Annotated in this window: 22 protein-coding genes; 6 read left to right on the top strand and 16 right to left on the bottom strand. The window is 63.7% G+C overall.

What is annotated here, in order from left to right:
- Nucleotides 1-32: 32 nt before the first annotated feature.
- Both Q0072_RS18250 and Q0072_RS18245 read right to left on the bottom strand, forming a co-directional pair.
- Nucleotides 33-1,199: a tetratricopeptide repeat protein gene (locus Q0072_RS18250; protein WP_298332983.1), complete on the bottom strand. Its 1,167-nt coding sequence runs from the start codon at nucleotides 1,197-1,199 to the stop codon at nucleotides 33-35.
- Between the two features lie 89 nt (nucleotides 1,200-1,288).
- Nucleotides 1,289-2,953: a class I SAM-dependent methyltransferase gene (locus tag Q0072_RS18245; protein ID WP_298332982.1), complete on the bottom strand. Its 1,665-nt coding sequence runs from the start codon at nucleotides 2,951-2,953 to the stop codon at nucleotides 1,289-1,291.
- A gap of 127 nt (nucleotides 2,954-3,080) precedes the next feature.
- Here Q0072_RS18245 and Q0072_RS18240 point away from each other — a divergent pair, with 127 nt between their 5' ends.
- Nucleotides 3,081-4,526, top strand: coding sequence for a class I SAM-dependent methyltransferase (locus Q0072_RS18240; RefSeq protein ID WP_298332981.1), 1,446 nt, complete (start codon nucleotides 3,081-3,083; stop codon nucleotides 4,524-4,526).
- Nucleotides 4,527-4,537: 11 nt separating this feature from the next.
- Entirely contained in the window at nucleotides 4,538-6,037 is a 1,500-nt protein-coding gene (locus Q0072_RS18235; protein ID WP_298332980.1) for a hypothetical protein, read from the top strand.
- Here the strand turns inward: Q0072_RS18235 and Q0072_RS18230 are convergent.
- From Q0072_RS18230 to Q0072_RS18165, 14 genes are all read right to left on the bottom strand, one after another.
- The gene (locus Q0072_RS18230) at nucleotides 6,006-6,986 is read right to left on the bottom strand and encodes an aminoglycoside phosphotransferase family protein (RefSeq protein WP_298332979.1); all 981 of its coding nucleotides are present in this window, start codon (nucleotides 6,984-6,986) and stop codon (nucleotides 6,006-6,008) included. The two genes, Q0072_RS18235 and Q0072_RS18230, sit on opposite strands and share 32 nt — an antisense overlap.
- Complete coding sequence (locus Q0072_RS18225) at nucleotides 6,970-8,025, bottom strand: N-acetylneuraminate synthase family protein (RefSeq protein WP_298332978.1); 1,056 nt, start codon at nucleotides 8,023-8,025, stop codon at nucleotides 6,970-6,972. Before Q0072_RS18225 ends, Q0072_RS18230 begins: the two co-directional genes overlap by 17 nt.
- Entirely contained in the window at nucleotides 8,025-8,687 is a 663-nt protein-coding gene (locus Q0072_RS18220) for an acylneuraminate cytidylyltransferase family protein (RefSeq protein ID WP_298332977.1), read from the bottom strand. Before Q0072_RS18220 ends, Q0072_RS18225 begins: the two co-directional genes overlap by 1 nt.
- Nucleotides 8,684-9,775, bottom strand: coding sequence for a nucleotidyltransferase family protein (locus tag Q0072_RS18215; protein ID WP_298332976.1), 1,092 nt, complete (start codon nucleotides 9,773-9,775; stop codon nucleotides 8,684-8,686). Before Q0072_RS18215 ends, Q0072_RS18220 begins: the two co-directional genes overlap by 4 nt.
- Nucleotides 9,775-10,746 carry a methyltransferase domain-containing protein gene (locus tag Q0072_RS18210; RefSeq protein ID WP_298332975.1) on the bottom strand — a complete coding sequence of 324 codons (972 nt, stop codon included), beginning with the start codon at nucleotides 10,744-10,746 and terminating at the stop codon, nucleotides 9,775-9,777. Before Q0072_RS18210 ends, Q0072_RS18215 begins: the two co-directional genes overlap by 1 nt.
- Nucleotides 10,746-11,399: an acetyltransferase gene (locus Q0072_RS18205; RefSeq protein ID WP_298332974.1), complete on the bottom strand. Its 654-nt coding sequence runs from the start codon at nucleotides 11,397-11,399 to the stop codon at nucleotides 10,746-10,748. Before Q0072_RS18205 ends, Q0072_RS18210 begins: the two co-directional genes overlap by 1 nt.
- Complete coding sequence (neuB, locus tag Q0072_RS18200) at nucleotides 11,392-12,492, bottom strand: N-acetylneuraminate synthase (RefSeq protein ID WP_298332973.1); 1,101 nt, start codon at nucleotides 12,490-12,492, stop codon at nucleotides 11,392-11,394. Before neuB ends, Q0072_RS18205 begins: the two co-directional genes overlap by 8 nt.
- Nucleotides 12,489-13,163, bottom strand: coding sequence for a PIG-L deacetylase family protein (locus Q0072_RS18195; protein WP_298332972.1), 675 nt, complete (start codon nucleotides 13,161-13,163; stop codon nucleotides 12,489-12,491). The genes neuB and Q0072_RS18195 overlap by 4 nt, the downstream gene beginning before the upstream one ends.
- Nucleotides 13,160-14,065, bottom strand: coding sequence for a formyltransferase family protein (locus tag Q0072_RS18190; RefSeq protein ID WP_298332971.1), 906 nt, complete (start codon nucleotides 14,063-14,065; stop codon nucleotides 13,160-13,162). The genes Q0072_RS18195 and Q0072_RS18190 overlap by 4 nt, the downstream gene beginning before the upstream one ends.
- Nucleotides 14,062-15,231 carry a UDP-N-acetylglucosamine 2-epimerase gene (gene neuC, locus Q0072_RS18185; protein ID WP_298332970.1) on the bottom strand — a complete coding sequence of 390 codons (1,170 nt, stop codon included), beginning with the start codon at nucleotides 15,229-15,231 and terminating at the stop codon, nucleotides 14,062-14,064. Before neuC ends, Q0072_RS18190 begins: the two co-directional genes overlap by 4 nt.
- On the bottom strand, nucleotides 15,224-16,417 hold the full coding sequence (locus Q0072_RS18180) for a LegC family aminotransferase (protein WP_298332969.1): 1,194 nt from the start codon (nucleotides 16,415-16,417) through the stop codon (nucleotides 15,224-15,226). The genes neuC and Q0072_RS18180 overlap by 8 nt, the downstream gene beginning before the upstream one ends.
- Nucleotides 16,407-17,411: an SDR family NAD(P)-dependent oxidoreductase gene (locus tag Q0072_RS18175; protein WP_298332968.1), complete on the bottom strand. Its 1,005-nt coding sequence runs from the start codon at nucleotides 17,409-17,411 to the stop codon at nucleotides 16,407-16,409. The genes Q0072_RS18180 and Q0072_RS18175 overlap by 11 nt, the downstream gene beginning before the upstream one ends.
- 93 nt (nucleotides 17,412-17,504) lie before the next feature.
- A complete protein-coding gene (galE, locus tag Q0072_RS18170) occupies nucleotides 17,505-18,527 on the bottom strand; it encodes a UDP-glucose 4-epimerase GalE (protein ID WP_298332967.1) in 1,023 nt (340 codons plus the stop codon).
- A 137-nt stretch (nucleotides 18,528-18,664) separates the two neighbouring features.
- Nucleotides 18,665-19,939 carry an HAD-IIIA family hydrolase gene (locus Q0072_RS18165; RefSeq protein WP_298332966.1) on the bottom strand — a complete coding sequence of 425 codons (1,275 nt, stop codon included), beginning with the start codon at nucleotides 19,937-19,939 and terminating at the stop codon, nucleotides 18,665-18,667.
- Nucleotides 19,940-20,074: 135 nt separating this feature from the next.
- Between Q0072_RS18165 and Q0072_RS18160 the strand changes: the two genes are divergently transcribed.
- From Q0072_RS18160 to Q0072_RS18145, 4 genes are all read left to right on the top strand, one after another.
- Nucleotides 20,075-20,305 carry a hypothetical protein gene (locus tag Q0072_RS18160; RefSeq protein ID WP_298332965.1) on the top strand — a complete coding sequence of 77 codons (231 nt, stop codon included), beginning with the start codon at nucleotides 20,075-20,077 and terminating at the stop codon, nucleotides 20,303-20,305.
- Nucleotides 20,306-20,388: 83 nt separating this feature from the next.
- A complete protein-coding gene (locus tag Q0072_RS18155; protein ID WP_298332964.1) occupies nucleotides 20,389-21,171 on the top strand; it encodes a hypothetical protein in 783 nt (260 codons plus the stop codon).
- A complete protein-coding gene (locus Q0072_RS18150; RefSeq protein WP_298332963.1) occupies nucleotides 21,171-21,863 on the top strand; it encodes an acetyltransferase in 693 nt (230 codons plus the stop codon). Before Q0072_RS18155 ends, Q0072_RS18150 begins: the two co-directional genes overlap by 1 nt.
- A complete protein-coding gene (locus Q0072_RS18145) occupies nucleotides 21,860-22,777 on the top strand; it encodes a hypothetical protein (protein ID WP_298332962.1) in 918 nt (305 codons plus the stop codon). The genes Q0072_RS18150 and Q0072_RS18145 overlap by 4 nt, the downstream gene beginning before the upstream one ends.
- The last annotated feature ends 2 nt before the right edge of the window (nucleotides 22,778-22,779 follow it).

The following is a 22,779-nucleotide window of genomic DNA, read 5'->3' as shown; positions in this document are numbered from 1 at the left end:
ATGTCATAGATAGAGACACCCTGTCAGACCTGTCACCTGTTTTCAGTCCCGAGCCGTTGCAGGCACTCCCGGCCACCGGGCAGCCCATCCAGGAAGAAGTCAAAGAAGACGCCCCGCTGGTCCAGCGCTTGGCGCAGCAGCGACCGGGCCTTCTCCTCCTCTCCTCCGGCGTCGCGCAGGATGGCGGCGGCCAACGGTGTCATGTAGCTGTGCGTTCCCGCCAGCAGCGGGTCCAGCCCAGCCAATCCCTCGGCCCGTCGCCCCAGGGCAGCCAGGACGAAGGCGGCCACGATACGGCTGATCTCCTGGCCGCCGATCAGGGCATTCGCCTCGGCGGCCAGGGCGGCAGGATCATCTCCCATCCGCAGCCGCGCCAGCAGGCCATAGGCCTGTCCGTTCACATCCGCTCCCAAACTTGGGATCATGGCCGCTGCCTGGTCGGCGGCGCCCCAGGCCAGCCGGATACGGGCCTGGAAAAGACGGATCTGCCCCGGCTGGGGATGGCCCAGGGCGTAGGCTTTGGCGAAGGCGTCGTCGGCCAAGGCATACTCATGGCGCAGAACCAGATACTGCCCCCGTGCAAAGGCCAGGGAGGCATTCTCGATACCCGCTGCTGCCGCACTGTCCAGATGGGTTCCCAAGCCTTCCACATCCCGGTTTCGCAGCAGGTTCAGGCAAAGGCCGGCATGCGCTTTCTCATTATCCGGTTCAGCGGCCAGGACTGCCCGGTAGGCAGTCTGCGCCGGGGACAGGCGACCGGCCTGTGTCAGGATTTCTGCCAGCCGCAGCAGATTGGAGGCTAATACCCAGCTGGTCACCTGCGCATAGCTGGGGGCCAGCAACTGTCCAAGCATGGACTGAGCCTCGTCAGCGCTCTGGACTTCTTCACAACGTTCGACATCGGCCCGCAGCGTGAATCCCGGATCGATGGCTTCTCCCTCAGTCAGCAAGGCGTTGGCCTGATCCTCCTGCCCCGTCTCGCGCGCCAGAATGATCAGCGCGGTCCGGGCGCGGGCATGCTGGGGTTCCTGGGCCAAGGCTTGGCGCAGATGCTGGGAAGCCGCTTGCGGACTATTCATCCGGAGAAGGGCCCGCCCCATATGATAGTGATAATGGGCATGCGTCGTCGTCCGGATCGCCTGACGCCATTGCTGGATATGGGCGGGATCGATAGGGGTCGGATCGATTGACGGCATCATCACACTTTTCCTGCTGTCCGGTGCGGCACCAGACTACCCTTCCCGATCATCGGTGGGCAAGCAACAGGCCGGGAAGGAGATGACACGCCTCATTGAGCCTTGAAATCAGCGGGATCGAGATAGCAAAGTCCAAAATTCGCACATCGTTGGGCCAGCGTAGAAGGCGGACGGGTTTCCCACAGATAGCGGAAGTCCGGTAGCTCTGTCGCCAAACGCAGGAAATACCCCATGTAATCGGCCACAGCCGGCCCCTGCTTCATGATCTTGAACGAAAACAGGTACTTCCGGATTTCCTTATTCTCGCGGGTCCCCGAACGGTGCGGTCCCCAGTCATCTGGCCAGGATCCGCGATGGTCGCAGCGTACATCAAAGATGATCACATCGCAGGGGCTGCTCTGCAGGGTCCTGACCAGGGCAGGATCATAGGCGAGTTCGCCAAGCGCTACCTGTCCCCCATCACCGGCTTCGTAGGAATAGCGGTCCCTGACCCGGTGTGAGCCTGGGATGATGTCGAGTCCGCCCCCCTGTTCCCGACTGCTTTCCTGCTGATAGACGATGACTGTGTAAAGGCCGAGATCCTCTGTCTTCCAATGGAAGTCATAGCCGCGCTTTTCCAGGCCATGGACATCCTTGTGCCAAGTCGAATAGCGATCCTGGCACAAGGCGTTGACCGGTAGGATATAGCCGCCATCGCCAACGATACGCTGAATGGCCGTCAGCATCCTGTCGTTCATCAGCACCCGACTGATGTCATCAAACCGCGCCAAGGCATTGTTGCGGACATGCGTGCTGTCACCCAGCGACGGGTCCAGACTGTCAGGTCGGGCGAAGATTGCTTCGGCCATCTGTCGGATATCGCCGGCAGCGTCTGCCGCATATATGTCCTTTAGTACCGTAAAGCCGCGCAGGGTCAGCTCATGGCGTCGCGCCGCGTCACCCTCCTCCCGGGGCAGGAAGCGCATCAAGGCGCTTCGCTCGGGGATACCGTAGGGGTGATGCCACCCCTCCATCCTCTCCATCTCATAGCCGGCTGCGGACCCGCAGGCCGCCAGCACTGCCGGCTCCTGGAACCAGTTATGGGGGTTCACCTGTAAGACCCCCTCGCCTGCTTCTGCCAAGGTTGCCGACGCGTAGATGGCCCCCCCCGGCTTCAGATGTACGCGCAATCTGCCAAGAATATCCTCGATCACCTCGGGCGGGAGGTGAGTAAAGACGGACTGCGCCCAGATGATATCAAAGCGCTTGTCGCCAAGCGCGCTCAGGTCGCCGTCCGGAATGACATGCAGGACCGGTTGCTTGGCTTCCAGGCCATGGGCCTCCAGGATCCGACGCCCCTCATCAATGGATACGGCGGAGATGTCGACGCCCGTATAGCGTCCTGCATCCAGATAGTCCGCGATGTACTTGCCTGCCGACGCCGTACCACAGCCATAATCCAGGAAATCTGCCGTAGGTGGCATCAGCAGCTGGTCCCGCAGCCAATCCAGCTGAAAGACCCGGTTCAGACGTTCAAACGTATTGGCCGAATGGGAAATGATCCGATCCTGGCGTTCGGCGTAGTAACGCACATATTCGGAAACAGGATCGCGCTGCAGATACTTGTCGAACAGCTGACGTTCAGGGTCGGTGAGGTCCTGGCTGGCAAACAGGCGCTGAACCTTGAAACCCCGATACGTCATCTCACCCCGCTCCTGCCTGCTGCCCTGCATCTCGGACGTTTCGGCCGACAAGCCTATCGCCTCGCTCAGGCTCATGCCACCCTTTCCGGTCGGCATATATGGTGCCGAGGCTGTAGCCATGGATAGCGGGCCGGAATTATGGCATGACGGCGATGTGTCATTGGCAGTGCCGGATCAAGATTGAGTCCGGGCAGGAGTGAAGATGCCTGTCGATCATTTCCACGCCTTCGCCGGTGGCGGTGCCCGGCGTTACGCCGACCTGATCGGGGGGGAGGCGGATGATCGTCCACCCCACCATTTTGATACCGGAGCCACGCTGGATCCATCCGTTCTGCTGGGCCCGTCGGCCTGCTGTGCCAATGCACTGGGCGGGCGGGAGCGGGTCCTTGTGGGGGCTGGAACCGTGCTGCGCGGTGTCCTGCGGATTGATGCCTTCGGCGATGGTCATATCCGCATCGGTGACGGGTGCTATGTCGGTGACGATACGATCATCAGTGCGGCTGCCCGGGTGGATATCGCGGATCATGTGCTGATCGCCCATGGCGTGCAGATATTTGACAATAACACACACCCCCTCACGGCAGCCGCACGGCGCAGGCATTTCGAGGCGATCCTGGCGGGCCGCACAGCGACCCCCGCCATCGACAGCGCCGCTGTCCATATCGGGACGGGTGCCTGGATCGGGATGAACAGCCTGATCATGAAAGGGGTGCGGATTGGTGCCGGTGCGGTTGTGGCTGCCGGCTCCGTTGTCGTGTCCGACATACCCGCTGGCTGGCTGGCGGGGGGAAATCCCGCCCGGCCCTTGAAGCCGGTGGAAGCCGATGCCGCCTGTTTGCCCGTGGTCGGCCCCGACCTGTCGGTACGCTGGCCGGACTATGGCGCGACAAAGGCGGTCACGTCCGGTAACTGTCAGTCCCTGGCAGCTGGAGGGGGGGCCTGGTATCCACCTGTGATGGCTGCCGCCCCCACGGCCCAGCAGCGGCTTTACAGCCATGATTACCTGACCGACGCCACCCGCCTGCTGGAGCGGCTGGAACATGACGCCTACACTCAATATTTGCGGCACTTTTATGCTGAGGGACGGGCGCGTTTCGGAGCTGACTGGCGCTATGCCGACATTGTCACCGTCCTTTTGTGCCTCTCCGACCTGATCCGTCCCCGCGATTACCTTGAGATCGGTGTCCGTCGTGGCCGCAGTGCCTGTGCCGTGGCCAGCCGTGCCCCGGAATGCCGCATGGACCTGTTTGACATGTGGGTCAACAATTATGCTGGCATGAGCAATCCGGGCCCCGAGCTGGTGGCGGCAGAGCTGGCCAAGGTTGGGCACAAGCTGGGCCTGGCACGGTTCATTGATGGGGATTCACACCAGACCCTGCCGGCCCATTTTGCGTCACATCCCGACGCCGCCTATGATCTGATCACGGTTGATGGCGATCACAGTCTGGATGGTGCCGCGCAGGACCTGTTCGACGTGCTGCCACGCCTGCGGATCGGTGGTGCCGTGGTCTTCGACGATATCGCCCATCCAGCCCATCCGGAGCTCTGGATGCTGTGGCAGCGGATGGTCGTCGAAGATCCGCGTTTCTCCAGTTTCAGCTATCGTGAGGCCGGCTATGGTGTCGGCTTTGCGATCCGTCTGGCCTGACGGTCCTGGCCATGTTCAGCGAGTCCGCCGCCTTGGCCCAGGTCCGCGCCCGGTTGATGGCCTTGGTGCAGGAAGGCTTCCCCCCAGCACCGGGGGTGCCGCGCATTCTGGTGCCTGTCATTCCCTGGTACGAAACCTGTGTGCCGCATTTCAGCATTCTGGCCGCTTTGCTGCTGGCCCGGCGCGGGCAGGTGCAGCCGGTCTTTATCGTGCAGGACCTGCCCTGGCCGGCCGACGCTGGCTACCGGCTGGCAGAACTGGCGGCGTTGGCCCCGCTGCTGGAAGCCCTGGCCAGCCATTGGCCCGTCCATCGTCTGTCCGACCAGCAGCCGGGGGCGGTGATCGACACAGCCATCCTGGAGGCCGCCGTGAAGTGGGATGTGCGGCACTGGCTGGGTCGAGGGGCAATCACGCCGGAAGGGGTTGATGGGCAGTCACAGCGATGTCGGACAGCCGGGGAGGCCATCATGAGGCGGCTTTCGCCCCTGCTGTCTCTGCCCGGCGTTGACCGCATCCTGGTGCCCGGTGGCGTGGTCAATGGCAGCCTGATCTATCGCCGTATGGCGGTCGCCGCAGGCCTGCGTACCTTCTGCTATGACGCGGGACCGGGTCTGATCGTGACCGGAACGGAAGGACCAGGCGGCCATCACAGCGACCTTGTTCCCTTGTTCGAGCGCGTTGTCGAGGACTGGCCACAGGCTCATGACGGTATGGTGTCAGAGGCGCAAGCCCTGCTGGCCGACCGTGAACGTGGCCAGGACCGGATCATCCGTATCCCTTTTCAGGCAGACCGTGACACCCTGGCGGGGGATATTGTCTTCTTCCTATCGCGTGAGCATGATTCGAACTGGCTGGATCGCGACTGTCTATTCGACACCCAGAGTGAATGGCTATGTTGGACAATCCCGCGCCTGCTGGCGGCCCGACCGGATATGCGGATTACGGTGCGCGGCCATCCGCGCGGCCGGCTTTATCCTTGCCGCCTCAGTGACCGGGCGCTGACGGACCTCACAACCTTGCTGCCGGCGGACAGCCGGGTCCGGATCATCGCCAAGGATGAGGATATTTCCTCCTACGACCTGATGCGACGGGCGCGGCTGGTGACGGCCGGTCCTTCCACGACCTGCCTGGAAGCGGCCATGATGGGCCGGCCCGTCATCTCTACCCATATCTCCAGCTTCACGCGGGCGGCTGGCATCGCCGTGCGTCCGGTCGATCGTGATACGTATTTGGCGATGTTGAGCCGGCCAGAAGCGCCCCCGCCCGTCGATCCGCATCGGGCCGCCCTGATGTACTGGCTGCTGGAACGCACCAGCCGTCTGCTGACCCGCTGCAATCCGATCCCTGATGATCTGGCAGCCTGGACAGATCGCCCGATCCCGGAATGGCTGTCGGATCCCGCCGCCCTTTACCTGATCACCATGCTGGAAACAGGCCGTTCCATTCAGGAACAGCGGGCGATTGATGCGCTGCCCCTACTCATGGCTGGCTCCGGGCCAGGGCCTGCGTGAACTTGGCCCACTCAGCGGCGGGCACTGCCTGGCCCTGCGTATGTCGCTGACACAGCAGCAGCAGTGATCGCAAGGCCAGCTGGGCGATGATCCGGCGCAGATAGGCTTGGTCTGGTGTATTCCCATAGGCCTTGGCGAAGCTGTCCCACAGATGGCCGGCGGTATCCGGTGGACCGGTATCAATAAACCGGTCCATCACCATGGCCAGATCGCAAGCCGGTGACAGGTGACTGAGGGTTGCCGTCTCGAAATCGACAAACCAGGGTAGCCCGTCTTCCAAGCTGAAGCAGACGTTGCTGTAATTCAGGTCGCCGTGCAGGGGGTGGGTATCCCCGCCCGTCAGCAGGCGGCTGTCAAACCGCAGCTCCCGATGGCATAGCCAGTCTGTGACCGCTGCCGGTACCCCGGTCGGTGTATTCCTGCGGTATCTGGTTGCCATGTCCTGCAGGGCCGCATATCGGGCGTCCGTTCGCCCGGCGATCACGGAACGCAACGGGCTGACCGTCAGGGCGGCATGCAGTCGGGCCAGGGCAGTGCCCAGCCGTTCCAGGTCTGTGGTATCGGCATGCGCATAGCGGTGCGGGCGGTAAGGGCTGGCGAACCAGCCCCCTCCGGTCGGGTCTGGTCTGGGAAAGCCAGGGACCGGCGGGCAGACGGGCAGGCCCTGCGCCGCCAGTCCGTCGCTCAACGCCTGCGCCAGATGGTGGCGATCCAATGCCTCTGCGGGGACAAAGCGGATGAAAAGCGCTTCGCAGCCACCGCCCACCACATGCTTGCCAGGCAGTGTCCGCCCCTCGCCCCAAAGCTGGAAGACGGGAGTGTCCGCCGACAGGGCCAGGATGATGCGCAGCCTGTCGGCCTCCTCTGCCCCGGCCGGGATCAGGCGGGGGGCGGTCGGACGCAGGGCGGCGAATGCCGCTTCTGCCGGCAGGTCAGGCAGACAGGTCATGCCACCCCACCGGTTGCCCAGCCACGACGCCACGGACCAGGCATCGGCCGGCGGCCTCCTCCCATTGTTCCACCCGGATGCCGCGGGCGGGAAAGGCAAAACGGACCGTCTCCAGCGAAAGAGGTTCGCCCGGTGCAAGATCGCGGGCGGCGACCAGCCCCATGCGGGACAGTTTGCGCGGGCGGTTTCGGTCCAACGGTCGGAATTCGCGGCCCAGGGCGGTATGGATGGTGGCGCAGGCTTTCTGGACGCGAGCGACCTGGCCGATGGGCAAGGCATGGGCCACGTCCTGTTCCCCGTCCAGACCATCCGGGCAGACGCCCTTTTCCAGCAGGCTGGCCCCCAGGGCGGTAGCAGCGTACAGCATCTCCTCCCCATGATGATGGTCCGACAGACCGAACGGCAGGCCCAGACTGCGGCCAAGAGATACCATGAAGCGCAGGTCATGGCGTTCCGGCCCGGCCGGCGGCGGATAGGGACTGTGTTCCACCAGCAGCCGGTCTGCACCACCGGCGCGTGCCCAGCTGACGGCGCGGTCGATCTCCTCTAGGCTGCTGTCGCCGGTATCGATCAGCAGGGGCCGGCCGGTAGCGGCCATAGCGGTAATCAGCGGCTGATGGACGATGTTGGACGTGGCGACCTTCAGCCCATCGACATCCAGATCCAGCGCGAAACGCAGGCCTGTCAGATCGTAGATCGACAGAACGATCCCCATGCCACGGTCGCGGGCACGTCCAAAGATGCGTTCGTAGGTGGGCAACGGCACGACCTTGCGTTCAATCAACCGACGATACGGTTCCTCGCGCATCACCCCCTGTCGGTCGGGGTAGCGGATCGCCGTACCGTCATCCAGGCAGATATCAGGATCGTGCAGTACCTCTCCCTTGATTACCTTCACCCCGGCTTCCGCCAGCCGATCCACCATCTCCAGGGCCAGCCCTTCATCCTGGTTGAAGAAGGTACCGATGTCCGGCAGGAACAGCGGGGCGCCGCCCGGGGTAACCGTATGGGAACCCAGGTTGAAGGGTGTGAAAGACATCAGGTTTCCTCCTGGCGGCGGGTGCAAAGCCATTCGGCAAGGGCCAGATCACCGGCATCGTCGATATCGACGGAACGGGCGCGCGGCATGGTGATCCAGCAGGGGGGGGTGCTGTGGAAATCCGCCCCGGCCAGCAGCCGCTCGACCCGTATGACATAGACGGCACCATTGGGCAAAAAGACACGTCCCGGGTCGTTCGCCAATAAGGGCGATAGCCGCTCTCCTTCTGCCTGCTGCAACCAGTGGGCTGGCTTCTCGGGCACGCAGACACTGATGCAGGCATCGGCCCCTGTCCGCCGGCACTGGTCGATGGCAGCATTGATATCGGCGGCTGTGCGGAAGGGACTGGTCGGCTGCAGCAGTACCGCGAAGTCAAACGGTTCGGCCAGATCGTGCAGGACCTGACGCATGACCTCAACATTGCGCACCGCATCGCCGGCCAGGGCGGCGGGGCGGGACAGGGCCAGCAGGCGCGGCCGGTCGACGGCGCGCGCCAGAACGGTCGGGTCATCGCTGCTGAGCACCAGCCTGTCCAGGTCGCTGGCTTCTGCCGCGTCCAGTGTCCAGTCGATCAGCGGTCGCCCCCCCAACGGGCGCAGGTTCTTGCCTGGCAGACGCCGCGAACCGGCACGGGCCGGGATAATGCCAAGCGTCCGGTTCATCCCGCCCCGTCCCCGTGGTCCTGGCGGGCGCGGTTCAGATCGTCGATGCGACCGATATCGATCCAGTAATCCTGCAACGGATAGGCATGAACCGGCAGCCCGCGCGCCATGGCCAGCGACAGCAGGTCGGTCATGTCCATGCGGGGATTGGCCGGCTCTCGGGTCTGGCACTCACGCAACAGTTCCACCATGCGCCAGTCCAGGCAGTAGATGCCGGCATTGACCGGCACCTCGATGGTTGGCTTTTCGCGCAGCGCCGCGATGCGGCTGCCCGCCAGGTCCAGCACGCCATAAGGAATATCGACCATGTGCGGCTTGGCGCAGACCGTGGCGGCGCCCCCCTGATCACGATGGAAGTCCAACAGGTGGGGGAAGTGCAGACGCGTTACGACATCGCCATTGATGACGATGATCGGCTTGGTCTCTGTTGCTGTCAGCAGGCCCAGGGCGCCAGCCGTACCCAGAGGGCCTTGTTCTTGCAGATACTGGATGGAGACATCCCATTCCCGTCCATCGCCGAAATGGCTGATGATCTGCTCGGCCTTGTAGTTCACGGCAAAGCAGAAGCGGTGGAAGCCCTGCCCTGCGAACTGCGTCAGAATATGCTCCAGCAGGGGCTTTGACCCCAGGGGAAGCATTGGTTTCGGCACGTCCTCCGTCAGGGGGCGGAGCCTTGTGCCCAGGCCGCCGGCCATCACGAAGACCAGATTGTCGTGGCGTGGCATGGCGCGCAGCAACTGCCGTTCTGAAACGACATCAACGACACATCCGTGATCATCGACGATGGGCAGCTGCGCGCGTCGGGTGCGGCGCATCCGGGCCAGCCAGCGCCCCGGCCCCTCGCTGCGCAGCGCCAGTTCCGGCACGGCATTCATATGGGCTGTGACCGAGGCGTCCAGCCCCGCCCCAGCCAGAAGGGCGCGACGGATATCTCCATCCGTCAGGGTTCCCATTGGTCGCCGCTCCCCATCCACGACCACGGCGATTTTCGACAGGCTCTGCTCGATGGCGCGCAGGGCATCGCGCAGACTGCCGCTGCTGTCGATTAGTTCCACAGGAGGGCGGGGCTGACTGCGCCGATCCGCCATCAGCGCCTCCGTATGATGAATTGCAGCCGCGCGGATGGCCCCGTGGGCATGAGTGCGCTTGGGTCACGCAATACAGGCTCGAACAGGTCGGCGAAGATTTCGACCCATTCCCGCTTGATGTCGGGGCGCCGCTCCGCTGCGATGGCATCAGCCATGCGGTTCAGCACCGGAAACAGCGGTCGCAGCCCGACATTCCAGATCTGGGCGATGGCGCTGGGGAAGATATCGCGACACCCCACGATCTCTACCCGTTCATTCCTGCCGAACAACGCTTCCCAGCCGCTTTGCGACAGGATGCCGGGGTTGTTGTTCTGGCGACCGCGGTTCATCACGTCACGCCACGCCTGGGGCATGGCGGGCAGCAACGCATCAAAACTCAAGGCACTGCGCCGGTCGGTCATGACGTCCAGGACAAGCCGTCCGCCAGGTCGGACCTTGTCCACGATATGGTCGAACGCGGTGGCGACGTCGGGCACCCAGTAGAGGCTGTTGCAGTAGGCCAGGTCCAGGCTCTCCGCCGGGATGGCGGCGGGTTGGCGCAGGTCGGCCTCCAGCAGGTGCTGATAGAAACCCAGCGGCCGGGCCTTGGCCAGCAATGCAGGCTTATGGTCCGTGCCCCATTGATATCCCCTGTCCGGACGCTGCCGGATCTGCGGATTGTAATTGTCCGCCTGGTGCGCGAAGACATCGATCCCCTGGCTGACAATCTCCCGGCTGGTGGCAGGATGCACGGCCCCGCCGAACAGGTCGAATTCCGGTGCGAACCGGCCCCCGCACTTGAAGAAGCTGTTGACCCCGTCACCACAAGCGAAATCGGCCGCGTTTTCCCCTGGTGTGGGGCGCAGGTCGGTACCGGCCAGGCAATAGCTGGCCAGTGCCAGTCCATTTTCCGGCCGCAGCCACCACAGGCTGAGCGCACTTTCCAGGGTCTCCCGCAGGTCATGCCCGACCGGCACCATGTCAACGCCCATCACCCTTTCCCCTTCTCTAACCCTGGCCGCAATGGACGGGCTGGAATGCCAGCCACGATGCTGCCCGCGGCCACATCTGCCGTCACCACGGAACCGGCCCCGATCACAGCTTCTGCCCCTACCCGCAGGCCAGGCAGAATAGCAGCCCCGATGCCGATCAGGACACCGTCGGAACATTCAACCCCACCTGCCAGCCGCGCGCCGGGGGCCACATGCACGCCCTCGCCCAGCCGGCAATGATGATCCACGCTACTTGCGGTGTTCAGGATACATGATCCACCCACCAGCGCCTCAACCCCGATGATCGCCCCAGCACAGGCCAGTGTACCGGGGCCCAGCCTAGCGGAGGGGGAGAGGATGGCGGAGGGGTGCAGGACACGGGCCAGCAGGCCGCCCCGCTCCGCGATCAGGGCAGCCAGACGCCGTCGGGCAATGCCATCCCCCAGGGCTGGCAAAAACCAATGGCTGCTGAGGAACCCTACCGATCCTAGCAGATCATCCGATCCCAGCCAGGGTGCCCCGCAAAGGGATGAAGCGGGGTCGGGTGCGAGGAACCCAGCCACCGTCATGCCAGACAGGCGGGCAGCCTCTACTGCCACAGCGGCATGCCCCCCCCCACCCAGCACGACCAGGGGCCGAACAGGGTCAATCATGACGCATGTCCAAGGGGACGGTGATCTGTTCGTCGGGTGCGAAATCGCGGTCGGCGATGCTACCGGCCAGGTCCAGAAGCCGCATCGGGGGCAGTCCGTCCCCCGGACGCTTCACAGTGATGTTGCTGTCGTCAAGCCGGTCCCCGGCACGGATATTTCGGGTGGCCACCAAACTGCCACGGATGGCAGCGATATTGCCGACCTCTGAAGGACGCGGCGCCTTGACCCCATCGCCCAATGCACTTTCCACGATACGCGCTTCTTCCACCAGCCGTGCCAGACCCGCGACATCCAGAGACGCACGGTGGTCCGGGCCGGGCAAAGATTGGTCCAGGGTGAAATGCTTCTCCAACACCACGGCCCCAAGGGCCACAGCCGCTACCGCAACACAGGTTCCTTCCGTATGGTCAGACAGACCAACGGGCAGGGTGAAGCGGTTACGCAGAGTGGCCAGGGCGCGCAGGTTGCTGTCCTGCGGCGGGGCCGGGTAATCGCTGACACAGTGCAGCAGGGTGATACGCTGCGCCAGCAGGGCGGCCCCTTCCGGCGAGTTGGCCGCCGCAGCGGCGTCGGCGGCCCGGGGCAGACCTGGCAGGCCCAGCAGCCCATGGGCCAGCACGCCCAGGGCCATCGCGACCTCGTCCAGCGTGGCCATACCTGTTGAAAGAATGACCGGCAGGCCCGTGCGGGCCGCGCGCAGCAGCAGCAACGGGTTGACCAACTCACCCGACGGGATCTTCACGCGGCGAATACCCGTCTCGGACACCAGGAAATCCAGGCTGTCTGGATCGAAGGCGGTAGACATGAACTCAATGCCGATGGACTGGCAATGGCGGGCCAGGTGGCGGAATACCGCATCGGGCAGTTCCAGCGCGCGCAACATGTCCTGCTGTGATTGCTGACCGCCCGTCGCCGTCTCCTGATAGGCGCAGGTGGCAGCACGACGGGTGGTCAGCCGGTCGGTGCGAAAGGTCTGGTACTTGACAGCATCGGCCCCGCAGGTGCGGGCCGCCTCAGCCAGTTCCAGGGCACGGGCGGGGCTGCCATCATGGTTCACCCCAGCCTCGGCGATGATGAAGCAGGGTGTCGTCATGCTTCGATCCGCTTCACGATCATGAAGGCCTCCGCCGCCATCAAGCCTGCCTCGCTGCCCCGCAGCAGGGCCAGGGCGCGCACCGCCTCCATGCTGCGGGGAAAGGGGGGTGGTTTTATTTCGGAATCGAAAATAGCAAAGGCTGCTAACTTTTCTTCCAGATACGATATGATGTTGACATACAGGTTCGGACGAAACCCGATCGTGGTAGGATCAATCCCGAAATTGGTCTCTGACAAGGTTTCATAAAGGCGAATTTCCTGTACCGACGGGTAGCGGAACCATTTCGTGGCCCCCGATGCGGCGCGGAACACAGCCGCATGGTCGGAATGGACGTCACCGGGGAACGGCAGATAGACAAGCGCAGGCGCCACATGCTGCACCACGGACCCGATGGCAGCCACCAGATCCCCCAGGGGCAGCCGGTCCAGCCCGGCTGGCGGCAGGCCAAGCCGGTGGGTAGCAGCAAAGCCCAGCCTTGCCGCCAGGGCTTGCACTTCCACGTCGCGCTGTTCGGCGGTGATCCCGCCCATGGGCTGTGCAGCCTGAATATCGGTGACCAGAAGCCAATGGACCACGTCGCCATGCGCCCGATGGCGCAGAATGGACCCGCCACAGCCCAGGGTTTCGTCATCGGCGTGCGGGGCGATTACCAGGACCGTCTGGTTCATTGCAGATAGGCTCCCGCTTGTGGCAGGGGTGATATCCCATGCCCGACAATCCAGATGCTGCCACCCCAGCACTTGACCAGCAACCGCCCTGCCTCAACCGCCAGAATCAGACCAGGCTCCAGATGGGCGGGTGCTCCTGGCCCTGGCTCTACCCGGGTTACCGGCATGTCTTGCCCCTGATAGAGGCAGGTGGCCCCCGGATAGGGCGGAGCCAGTGCCCTGACCAGGGCCGATATGGCCTCACCTGTCATACGCCAGTCGATCCGTCCGTCGGTGGCATTGCGCCGACGCCAGCTGTTGCCCATGCCGGGCGGTTGCGGCTGCGGTGTCAGCTTACCCAAGGCATAGGCGGGCAGGAAACGGCTGATCTGCGCGGCAGCGGTCTCCGCGACGCGGGCATAGAGGTCTGCGGCTTCGTCGGTCGGTCTGATGGGAACGGCGACCTGATCCAGGATCGGGCCTGTGTCGGCCCCGGCATCCATCAGGAAAAAGGTCGACGCCGTCTCTTCCAGGCCTAGCGCCATGGCCCAGATCAGGGGGTGGCGTCCCCGGTTGCGGGGTAAGGCCGCAGGATGGAACCCGATGATGCCGCGCGGGACAACAGCGATAGTGGCCGGCGACAGCAATCGTGACCAGCCACAACACAGGCCCAGCTCGATCCGCTCCTGCTCCAGAAAGTCGCGGATGCGAGGACGCGGGGCAGTCTGTCTCTCCTCCCCCAACACCAGACACCTCGCCCCCAGTGCTGCTGCCTGGTCGGCAAGGCAGGCGAAGTCAGCATTCGCAGCCGAGCTCGTGCGGGTGATGACGGCAGCGACCTCCACCTCTGGCACGGCGGCGGCGGCGGCCAGCAAACGGCGCGACATGTCCACACAGCCGATGAAGGCTGTCCGCACCTTCATGCCGCCCCCCCGTCATGGAAGCGTTTGCGCAGGATGCCGTCCAGCGGCTCATGAACCAGCCGCTCGGCGATGCGGCGGGCTGCCTGTCCATCGCCATAGGGATTGGTCACTGCACGGGCCATAGCCCGGAATTCCGGCTCCTGTGACCGGCGCAACGTCGCCGCAATCGCCTCTTCGTCCGCGGGACACCAGAGAACGGATGGCGCGCGCAGGCGGCCTTTCTGACGGTCGCCGATATCGATGGTGGGCACGCCGAGTGAGGGAGCCTCGATGATGCCGCTGGAGGAATTGCCGACCACGGCGTCGGCCAATCGCATCAAGCCCAGATAACGCCGGACCCCCAGGCTGGGCACCAGCTGGACCCGCCCTGTTCGGCGCACCGCATAGCGACGCAGTGGCTCCAGGATGTCGCGGCCCAATGTATCGGCATTGGGATAGGTCATGACACAGGTGATATCCCCTACCCCATCCAGCGCCGATAGCATCGCCTCTACGGCAGCGGCCGGGCTGGCGGCATCCAGCGTGACGGGGTGATAGGTGACCAGGAACAGGGGGCGGTCAGCGGGTAGCGCCATGCCCAGTTCCCTTTCCAGGGTCGCCCGGTCGGGAACAGGCTGTGACAGGATGTTATCGATCCCCAGGGCACCCACGGTGAAAACCCGCTCGGGGGCCTCTCCCATGCGCAGCAGGCGCTGGCGATAGGGCTCGGTGCTGGTGAAATGCAGATGGGCCATCTTCGACACGGCGTGGCGGATGGCCTCGTCGATCAGGCCTTCCGTCGCCTCACCGCCATGCAGGTGGGCCACGGGGATGCGGTGGACCATGGCCGCCTGGACGGTCGCCAACAGTTCATACCGGTCGCCCAATCCGACCAGCAGGTCGGGGCGGCACCGTGCCAGCGCATCCGACATGCCGATGCAGGTCAGGGCCATGGATTTGCAGATGGCATCGGGACTGTCACCGGCCAGCAGCGCCTCCACCCGTGCCCAGATAGGCCAGCCATCCTCCTCGATCTCTGTCACGGTCCGCCCGAATTCCGGCACCAGATGTGAGCCCGTGACCAGCACCCCGACCTCGATCTGGTCAATCTGGCCCAGGGCGGCCAGCAAGGGGCGCAGCAGGCCGTAATCGGCGCGGGTTCCGGTAACGATGGCCACCCTACGCATGGTTGCTCCTGCGTTGATTGGACATCAGCAGCTCCGTGATGGTCTCGATCACCCGATCCTGATCGGTGGCTGAAAGGCCGACGGAACTGGGTAGGCTCAATGCCTGATCGTAAAGCCGCTCTGCCACCTCACCACCAAGGAACAGGGCACCAGTATGGGCGGGGGACAGATGGATGGGTTGCCAGAGGGGACGGCTCTCGATCCCCTGTTCCTTCAGATGCGCCATCACCTGCCGGGCTGTCAGGCCCGTGATGGCGGGATCGATGGTCAGGGTGAACAGCCACCAGGCGGGGTCCACGCCCTCTGTCGGTCTGATCCAACCGATGCCGGCCCGGCCTGCGAAGGCGCTGGCATAGCGGTCGGCGATGGCGCGCTTGGCGGCCAGATGACCGGTCAGTTGCTCCAACTGTGCAAGCCCCACCGCAGCATGCAGGTTGCTCATCCGGTAGTTATAGCCAACGGCGTCATGGACATATTCGCTGCCCGGCAGCTTGGCCTGTTCGGACAGATGGCGCACCCGGTCGGCCAGCGTCCTGTCGTCGGTTACCACCATGCCGCCGGCACCCGTGGTGATGGTCTTATTGCCGTTGAAGCTGAAACAGCCCAACCGGCCGAAGGTGCCCGCATGTCGGCCCGCTATGCGGACACCCAACGCTTCCGCCGCATCCTCGACGACAACCAGATGATGACGGGCAGCGATGGCCAGCAGCGCGGGCAGATCGGCCCCATGGCCCAGGATATGGACGGGCACGATGCCGGCCACCCGCCGCCCGCTTTGCCGATGTCGGCAGGTGCCTTCCCGCGTATCACACTCTTCCATCAGGAAACGGCTGACACGGTCCATGTCCATCTGCCAGCTGCCGGGATGGCAGTCCACCAGCACGGGATCGGCTCCGGCATGGCGGATGGCGTTGACAGAGGCAATAAATGTCAGACTGGAAACCAGTATCAGGTCACCGGGTTCGACACCGGCGGCCAGCATCGCCAGATGCAGTGCCGCCGTACCCGACGCACAGGCGATGGCATGGCTAGCCCCCACATGCTGGGCGAACGCCCCCTCGAACCGCCGTACAAAGGGCCCGACGGAGGAAACCCAGTTATCATCCACGCAGCTGGTCAGATATTCGCGCTCCCGCCCCCCCAGACAGGGAACGGAAAGCGGGATGAAGGTGGTGTCAGACGACATATCGATCAACATTCACATAGCGGGCGCGGTTGTCTGGATTGCGCAGCCAGTCCGCAAAGCGCGACAGCCCCTCCTGCAGGCCCGCTTCCCCGACCAGGGTCGGCCGCCAGCCCAACAGACTGAGGGCCTTTTCATTGCCACACAGCAGCCGGTCGACCTCGCTGTCGACAGGGCGCAGACGCGCAGTCTCCTGCTTCAGTTCTGCTTCGCGGCCCGTCACGGCCATACACAGGCGGGCCAGATCGCCGATGGAGACCTCATGCCCGCTGCCGATATTGATCACCTGGCCGATAGCGGCAGGGTGGTCATGAACGGCGATCATGCCTGCCACCGTATCGCCAACAAAGGTAAAGTCGCGTCGCGGATCCAGCGCCCCCAGGTGCAGGGTGGGTGCCCCGTCCAGAAGCTGGGTCAGAATGGTAGGAATGACCGCCCGCAGGCTCTGGCGTGGCCCGAAAGTGTTGAAAGGCCGGACCACGGCTACGGGCAGGCCGAAGCTGCGCCAATAGGACAGGGCCATCTGGTCGGCCGCGATCTTGGTGGCGGCATAGGGGGACTGGGCCGAAAGCGGATGTTCTTCCGTCATCGGCACGAACTGCGCGCTGCCATAGGTTTCGCTCGTCGATGTCTGGACGACCCGATCAACCGACAGCCGGCGGGCAGCCTCCAGCACATTCAAGGTGCCTTTCACATTGACATCGACAAAACTCTCCGCCGCCCGATAGCTGAAAGGAATGGCGATCAGGGCTGCCAGATGCAGAACCGATCCGCAACCTCGCATGGCTTCTTCCACGCAATGCCGGTCACGGATATCGCCCAGCACCACATCAAGGCCGGCGCGGACATCCTTTTCAACCGTATCCAGCCAGCCCCAACTGTTGAAGCTGTTGTAGCAGCAGAAGGCCCGCACGGAGCGACCTTGTCGGACCAGCGTCTCGACCAGATGGCTGCCGATGAAGCCATCGGCACCGGTGACGAGAACCGGACGGGTCATGCTCTCCTGCTCCGAACAAGGGTGGGGCGGCGACCAAGAGATGGCGCCCGGACTGGCGAAGCTTACACCCAGGCTTGGCGACGTGAGAACGGGTTAAATCGCAAGTGCCCGGAAACATGCGGGAATTTGAACCGGCACACCTTTTCTTTCCTCCCATTCCAGCGCGTGCCGCACGATCAGATCCAGATCATCCAGGCGCGGGTGCCAGCCCAGCAGGTCGCGCAGCCGGGTGCTGTCGGCCACCAGTTCGATCGGATCGCCGGCGCGGCGCGGCGCCTCAAGCTTCCGCAGGGGCTTCCCTGCGGCACGGTCCACGGCTTCGGCCACCTGGCGCACCGAATAGCCGCGCCCATAGCCGCAATTCAGCACCAAGCTGTCCCCGCCCTTTTCCAGGTGGTCCAAGGCGCAGATATGCGCGTCGGCCAGATCGCTGACATGGATATAGTCGCGGATGCAGGTCCCGTCCGGGGTGGGATAATCACTGCCGAAGATGTTCAGCGCCTCGCGCCGGCCCAATGCCGTCTCGCAGGCCAGCTTGATCAGATGGGTGGCGTTCGGGGTCACCTGCCCGGCCCGCCCGTCCGGATCGGCGCCGGCCACATTGAAATAGCGCAAGGCGATGTAGCGGAAGGCCGGATGTGCCGCTGCCACATCGGCCAGCATCTGCTCCGTCATCAGCTTGGACCAGCCATAGGGGCTGATCGGTGCGGTCGGGGTCTGTTCGGTCACTATCCGGGTGGGCGGATTGCCATAGATGGCGGCTGTGGAGGAGAAGATGAAGTGCCCCACCCCGGCCTTGATACAGGTCTCGATCAGGCTGCGACTGGCGGCGGTGTTGTTCCGGTAATATTTCAGGGGATCGGCCACGGATTCCGGCACGATGATCGAGCCGGCGAAATGCATGACGGTGCCGATATGGTAATCGTGCAGCAGAGAGGCTGTCTGCTCGCCATCAGCGATATCCCCCACGATCAGCGGCACATCGGCAGGCACCAGCTTCCGGTCACCGGTTGACAGATCATCCAGGACCACGGCTGCGCGGCCCGCCGCCCGCAGCGCCAGAACAGCATGGCTGCCGATATAGCCTGCACCACCCGTGACAAGTACCGTATCCATATCCAATCCCTGACTTTCTCCATCGCCACTATGCCCTGTCAGGCGTCGCGCCGGGAAGGATGCCGGCAATTGGCCTCATCCTATCGGATGAAATGATATCAGATAGCTAACTGATATCATTCAGAGCTATCGGCCTGCTATTTCCTGCCATCCGTGAGGCGGCGCACCTGGTTCAGCAACCCTGCCTCTTCCACCATATGCCCCCGGATACCGGCTGCTGCGGCCGCTTCCAGATCGCTGGCGCGATCACCGATCAGGAAGCTGCCTTCCATATCCACCGGCCAGCACCGGGCCAGATCCAGGATCATACCGGGTCCCGGCTTGCGCCAATCATCATGGCGCCGATAGGCGGCGACCGTTCCGTCAGGATGACAGGGGCAATAGCGCCAGTCATCGACATGGGCACCCGCTTGTCTTAGCTGCCCCTGCATCCAGGCGTGCAGCGTCTGGACAGCAGCCTCGTCATAATAGCCACGGGCCACGCCGGCCTGGTTGGTGACGACAAAGACATAGTAGCCGGCTTCATTCAGGTGGCGGATGGCGGCGGCGGCGTCCTGGGTCCAGGTGATCTGATCGGGCCGGTGGGCATAACCGATATCATGGTTGATGACCCCGTCGCGGTCCAGGAAGACCGCCGGACGCCGCAGCCGGGCCGCGATCTCCGTCTGTGCGCGTTCGCGGTCGGCCAGCGCCCCGATATCGGTGAAGCCATCATTCCAGATCTGGCCCGCCAACCGGCCGGCGCGCGCCAGCCGGGGCATCACCCCGCGTTCGATGGCACAGGGCAAGGTCCCGATCTCATCCAGGATGGCGCGGTCCAGCCAGCAGACACCGCCATGGGTCAGGGCTGGTCCCACCCCGCCCTGCCGTTCGGCGAAGCATGTGATGCGACCGTCCTTTTCCTCCACCAGATCCTGGCGACGACCATCCGTCACCGGACGCAGGGCGACGATACCCAGATCACCCTCCCGCCAGATAGCTGGTGTGGCCAGGGCCAGATAATTGACGTCCAGCAGCGCATTCCAGTTCAGCATCAGGAAGCGGTCATCCAGCAGATGGCGCACCTGAAGCAGCATACCCCCTGTGCCGACCGGTTCGGGTTCCACCATGATGGTCAGATCGATGGCCAGGTCCTGCGCCCGCGTGGCTAACGCCACCCTCTGCACTGCCGGATAGCCGGTCACAAGCACGATGCGGCGGAAGCCATGGCGGGCCAGATTGAGCATGAGATAGTCCAGGAGCAGCGGCTCTGGCGCGGTCTCTGCCCAATCGCCTGAATGCGTGCCATGACCGGGGGCCAGGATGACTGCCTGCGGCCCCTCAGCGATCTGGGCGATGACGGTGTCTTTGGATTGACAGGCATCGTAACGCATCAACATGTCCTTCGGGGGCCGCCGGATACTGGTGGCCATGCCCAACGATCCGTTTGGCCAGACAGCCGCCCATGCAGTGAAGCCAAGGGCTGCGGATGCGTCCGTCAGGCTTCACTAGGGAACATGAAATCCCCCCTGATCGGTCACGATCAAGGGGGATTGGTATAAGTCCCCTTGCGCCCGCAAGGCGAGCGCATTCTGAACCAGGAAGGTGGACGGGACTGGGCCATCAACAACCTGCACACGGTGCCGCTGATCCAGCAGCAGATCAATTGCTCCCTCATGATGAACGGTCGTTTCGCTGACGATCCGTTCCTGTCGGGCCTGCGTGGCTACCGTTGGCAGACGGCGGATTCGGTAATTCAGTGGCGCCAGGAACACCTGCAGCGTAAATTGGGCCACTGACGGACCAACAACTGCCGGGTGCAGATTGGTTTCAGGCTCTCCGCGTCCGACAGCTTGCCATTTCATTCGGAGCGTACACGGTTATGAGCAAAGGCCCCGACAGCGTTGACGGCAACAGAGAGGCTGCTCGGTTCGCTGGCCTGCGTTTTGATGATTTCCGCAGAATGGCGACCGACCCGTCGCTGAACATGTATGAAAAGATCGGGTTCCCCAAGGGTTTCCGGGAGGGGCATGAAGCCGCGATCTTCGCCGATATCCTTTCCAAGATGCGGGTGCTGCACAAGCCCGGCCAGCGGATTCTGGATGTCGGGCCTGGATGTTCGGAACTGCCGCAGCTGCTGATCAACCATTGCCTGAAACAGGGGCATGAGCTGATCTTGCTGGACGCGCAAGAAATGCTGGACATGCTGCCGGACGGCCAGGGTATCGCCAAGGTCTGCGGGCGGTTTCCGGATGCCTGTCCGGATCTGACCCCGCATGTGGCCGACGGCGTGGATGGCATCATCGTCTACAGCGTGCTCCAGCACGTGTTCCTTGAAGCCAATCCCTTCGTTTTTCTGGACGCCCTGATGGCCCTTCTGCGGCCGGGCGGCTATCTGCTGCTGGGCGACGTTCCCAATGTGTCCAAGCGTCACCGCTTCCTGTCCAGCGATGCCGGCATCGCCTATCATCAGGCCTATCTGCGCACCGATGGCCTTCCCGAGGTGAAGATCAATCAGATTGAGCATGGCCGTATCACAGATGCGATCGTGCTCGGCCTTGTCGACCGGGCACGCACCGCCGGGTTCGATGCCTTCATCCTGCCGCAGCCTGATGAGCTGCCGATGGCCAACCGCCGTGAAGACATCCTGATCCGGAGGCCGTGATGGCTATCAGTGCTGAAAAGCGGCCACTCATCATTGTGGGCGACAGCGCCTTCGCCGAGGTGGCCTTCGAATATTTCAGCCATGATTCCTCCTATCAGCCGGTCGCCTTCGCCGTGGAACAGGCTTTCCTGAACCGCGACACCCTGCTGGACCTGCCCGTCGTGGCGCTGGAAAATCTGCCTGAGCTTTACGATCCGGCCGGGCATGATGTGTTCGTGGCCATCACCTATGGTCAGTTGAACCGCCTGCGGCGGCGGCTGCTGGACAAGGTCAAGGCCATGGGTTACCGCCCGGCCAGCTATGTCAGCAGCCGGGCCTTTGTCTGGCGCAATGTCAGGCTGGGCGAACATTGTTTCATCATGGAGAATAATGTCGTTCAGCCCTTCGTGACGGTGGGGGACAATGTGGTCATGTGGTCCGGCAACCATGTCGGGCATCATTCCACGATCGGCGACAATGTTTTCCTGTCTTCCCATGTTGTGATTTCTGGCTATTGCCGGATCGGCGCCAACAGCTTTCTGGGCGTCAACGCCACATTGGCCAACAATGTGGTGGTGGCGGAAGATAACTGGTGCGGACCTGGCGTCACCCTGATGACCGATACCAGTCCTGGCGCGCTGTATCCGGCCACAGGCGGGGAGCCGTCGAAAGTATCGGCGCTGCGTTTCTTCAAGGTGCGGGCAACAACATGAAGTGGCGAAAGCTGGGACGGGTCTTCGTTCCCGACGGCAGCCGGGACTGGGCCAAGTCCTATGCCATCATCCCGACCGCCGAAGCGGTTGGGGATGACCGCCTGCGCGTCTATTACGCCGCCGTCGACAGTGGCTATAATGGCCGTATCGGCTATCTGGAACTGGATGCCCGCGACCCGACACGCATCCTTTATGACCATCCCGATCCCGTTCTGGATATCGGTGAACTGGGCTGTTTCGATGATAGCGGCGTCAACCCCTCGGCCCTGGTGGAAACCAGCCTTGGGACGGTGATGTATTATATCGGCTGGCAGCGGTGCGAACGTGTGCCTTACATGCTGTTCGCCGGTTCGGCCCTGCGCGGGCCGGATGGCGTGTTCCGCCGTCTGAGCCGCACGCCGGTTCTGGACCGGACCGACAGCGAGCCCTTCATCCGGTCGGCGACCACCATCGTGCGTGAGGATGATGGCGGCTACCGCTGCTGGTATGTTTCCGCCCATCACTGGACGCATGTCGGCGGAAAACAGTATCCTGAATATATCATCCGCACGACCCGTTCCGACGACGGACTGACTTGGACCGGGGAAAGCACGCAAGCGATCGAATTCGCCGATCCATCCGAATTCGGTTTTGGCCGCCCGTGGGTTATCCGTGAGAATGGCCTTTACAAGATGTGGTACTCGATCCGTTCCCGGACCGAACCCTATCGTTTGGGCTATGCAGAAAGCCCCGATGGACTGACCTGGACACGCCAGGACAATCGAATGATTCTGCCCCGTTCTGACAGCGGCTGGGATCAGGAGATGGTCTGCTATCCCTGCGTCGTTGATGCCGGCGGCCATCGCTATCTGTTTTACAACGGCAATTCCCACGGGGCATCGGGTTTCGGTGTCGCCATCCTGGATCAGGAGTGAGC

Source organism: Asticcacaulis sp. (assembly GCF_027484505.1).
Taxonomy (GTDB): domain Bacteria; phylum Pseudomonadota; class Alphaproteobacteria; order Caulobacterales; family Caulobacteraceae; genus Asticcacaulis.
This window is presented reverse-complemented; position numbering and strand designations above follow the sequence as displayed.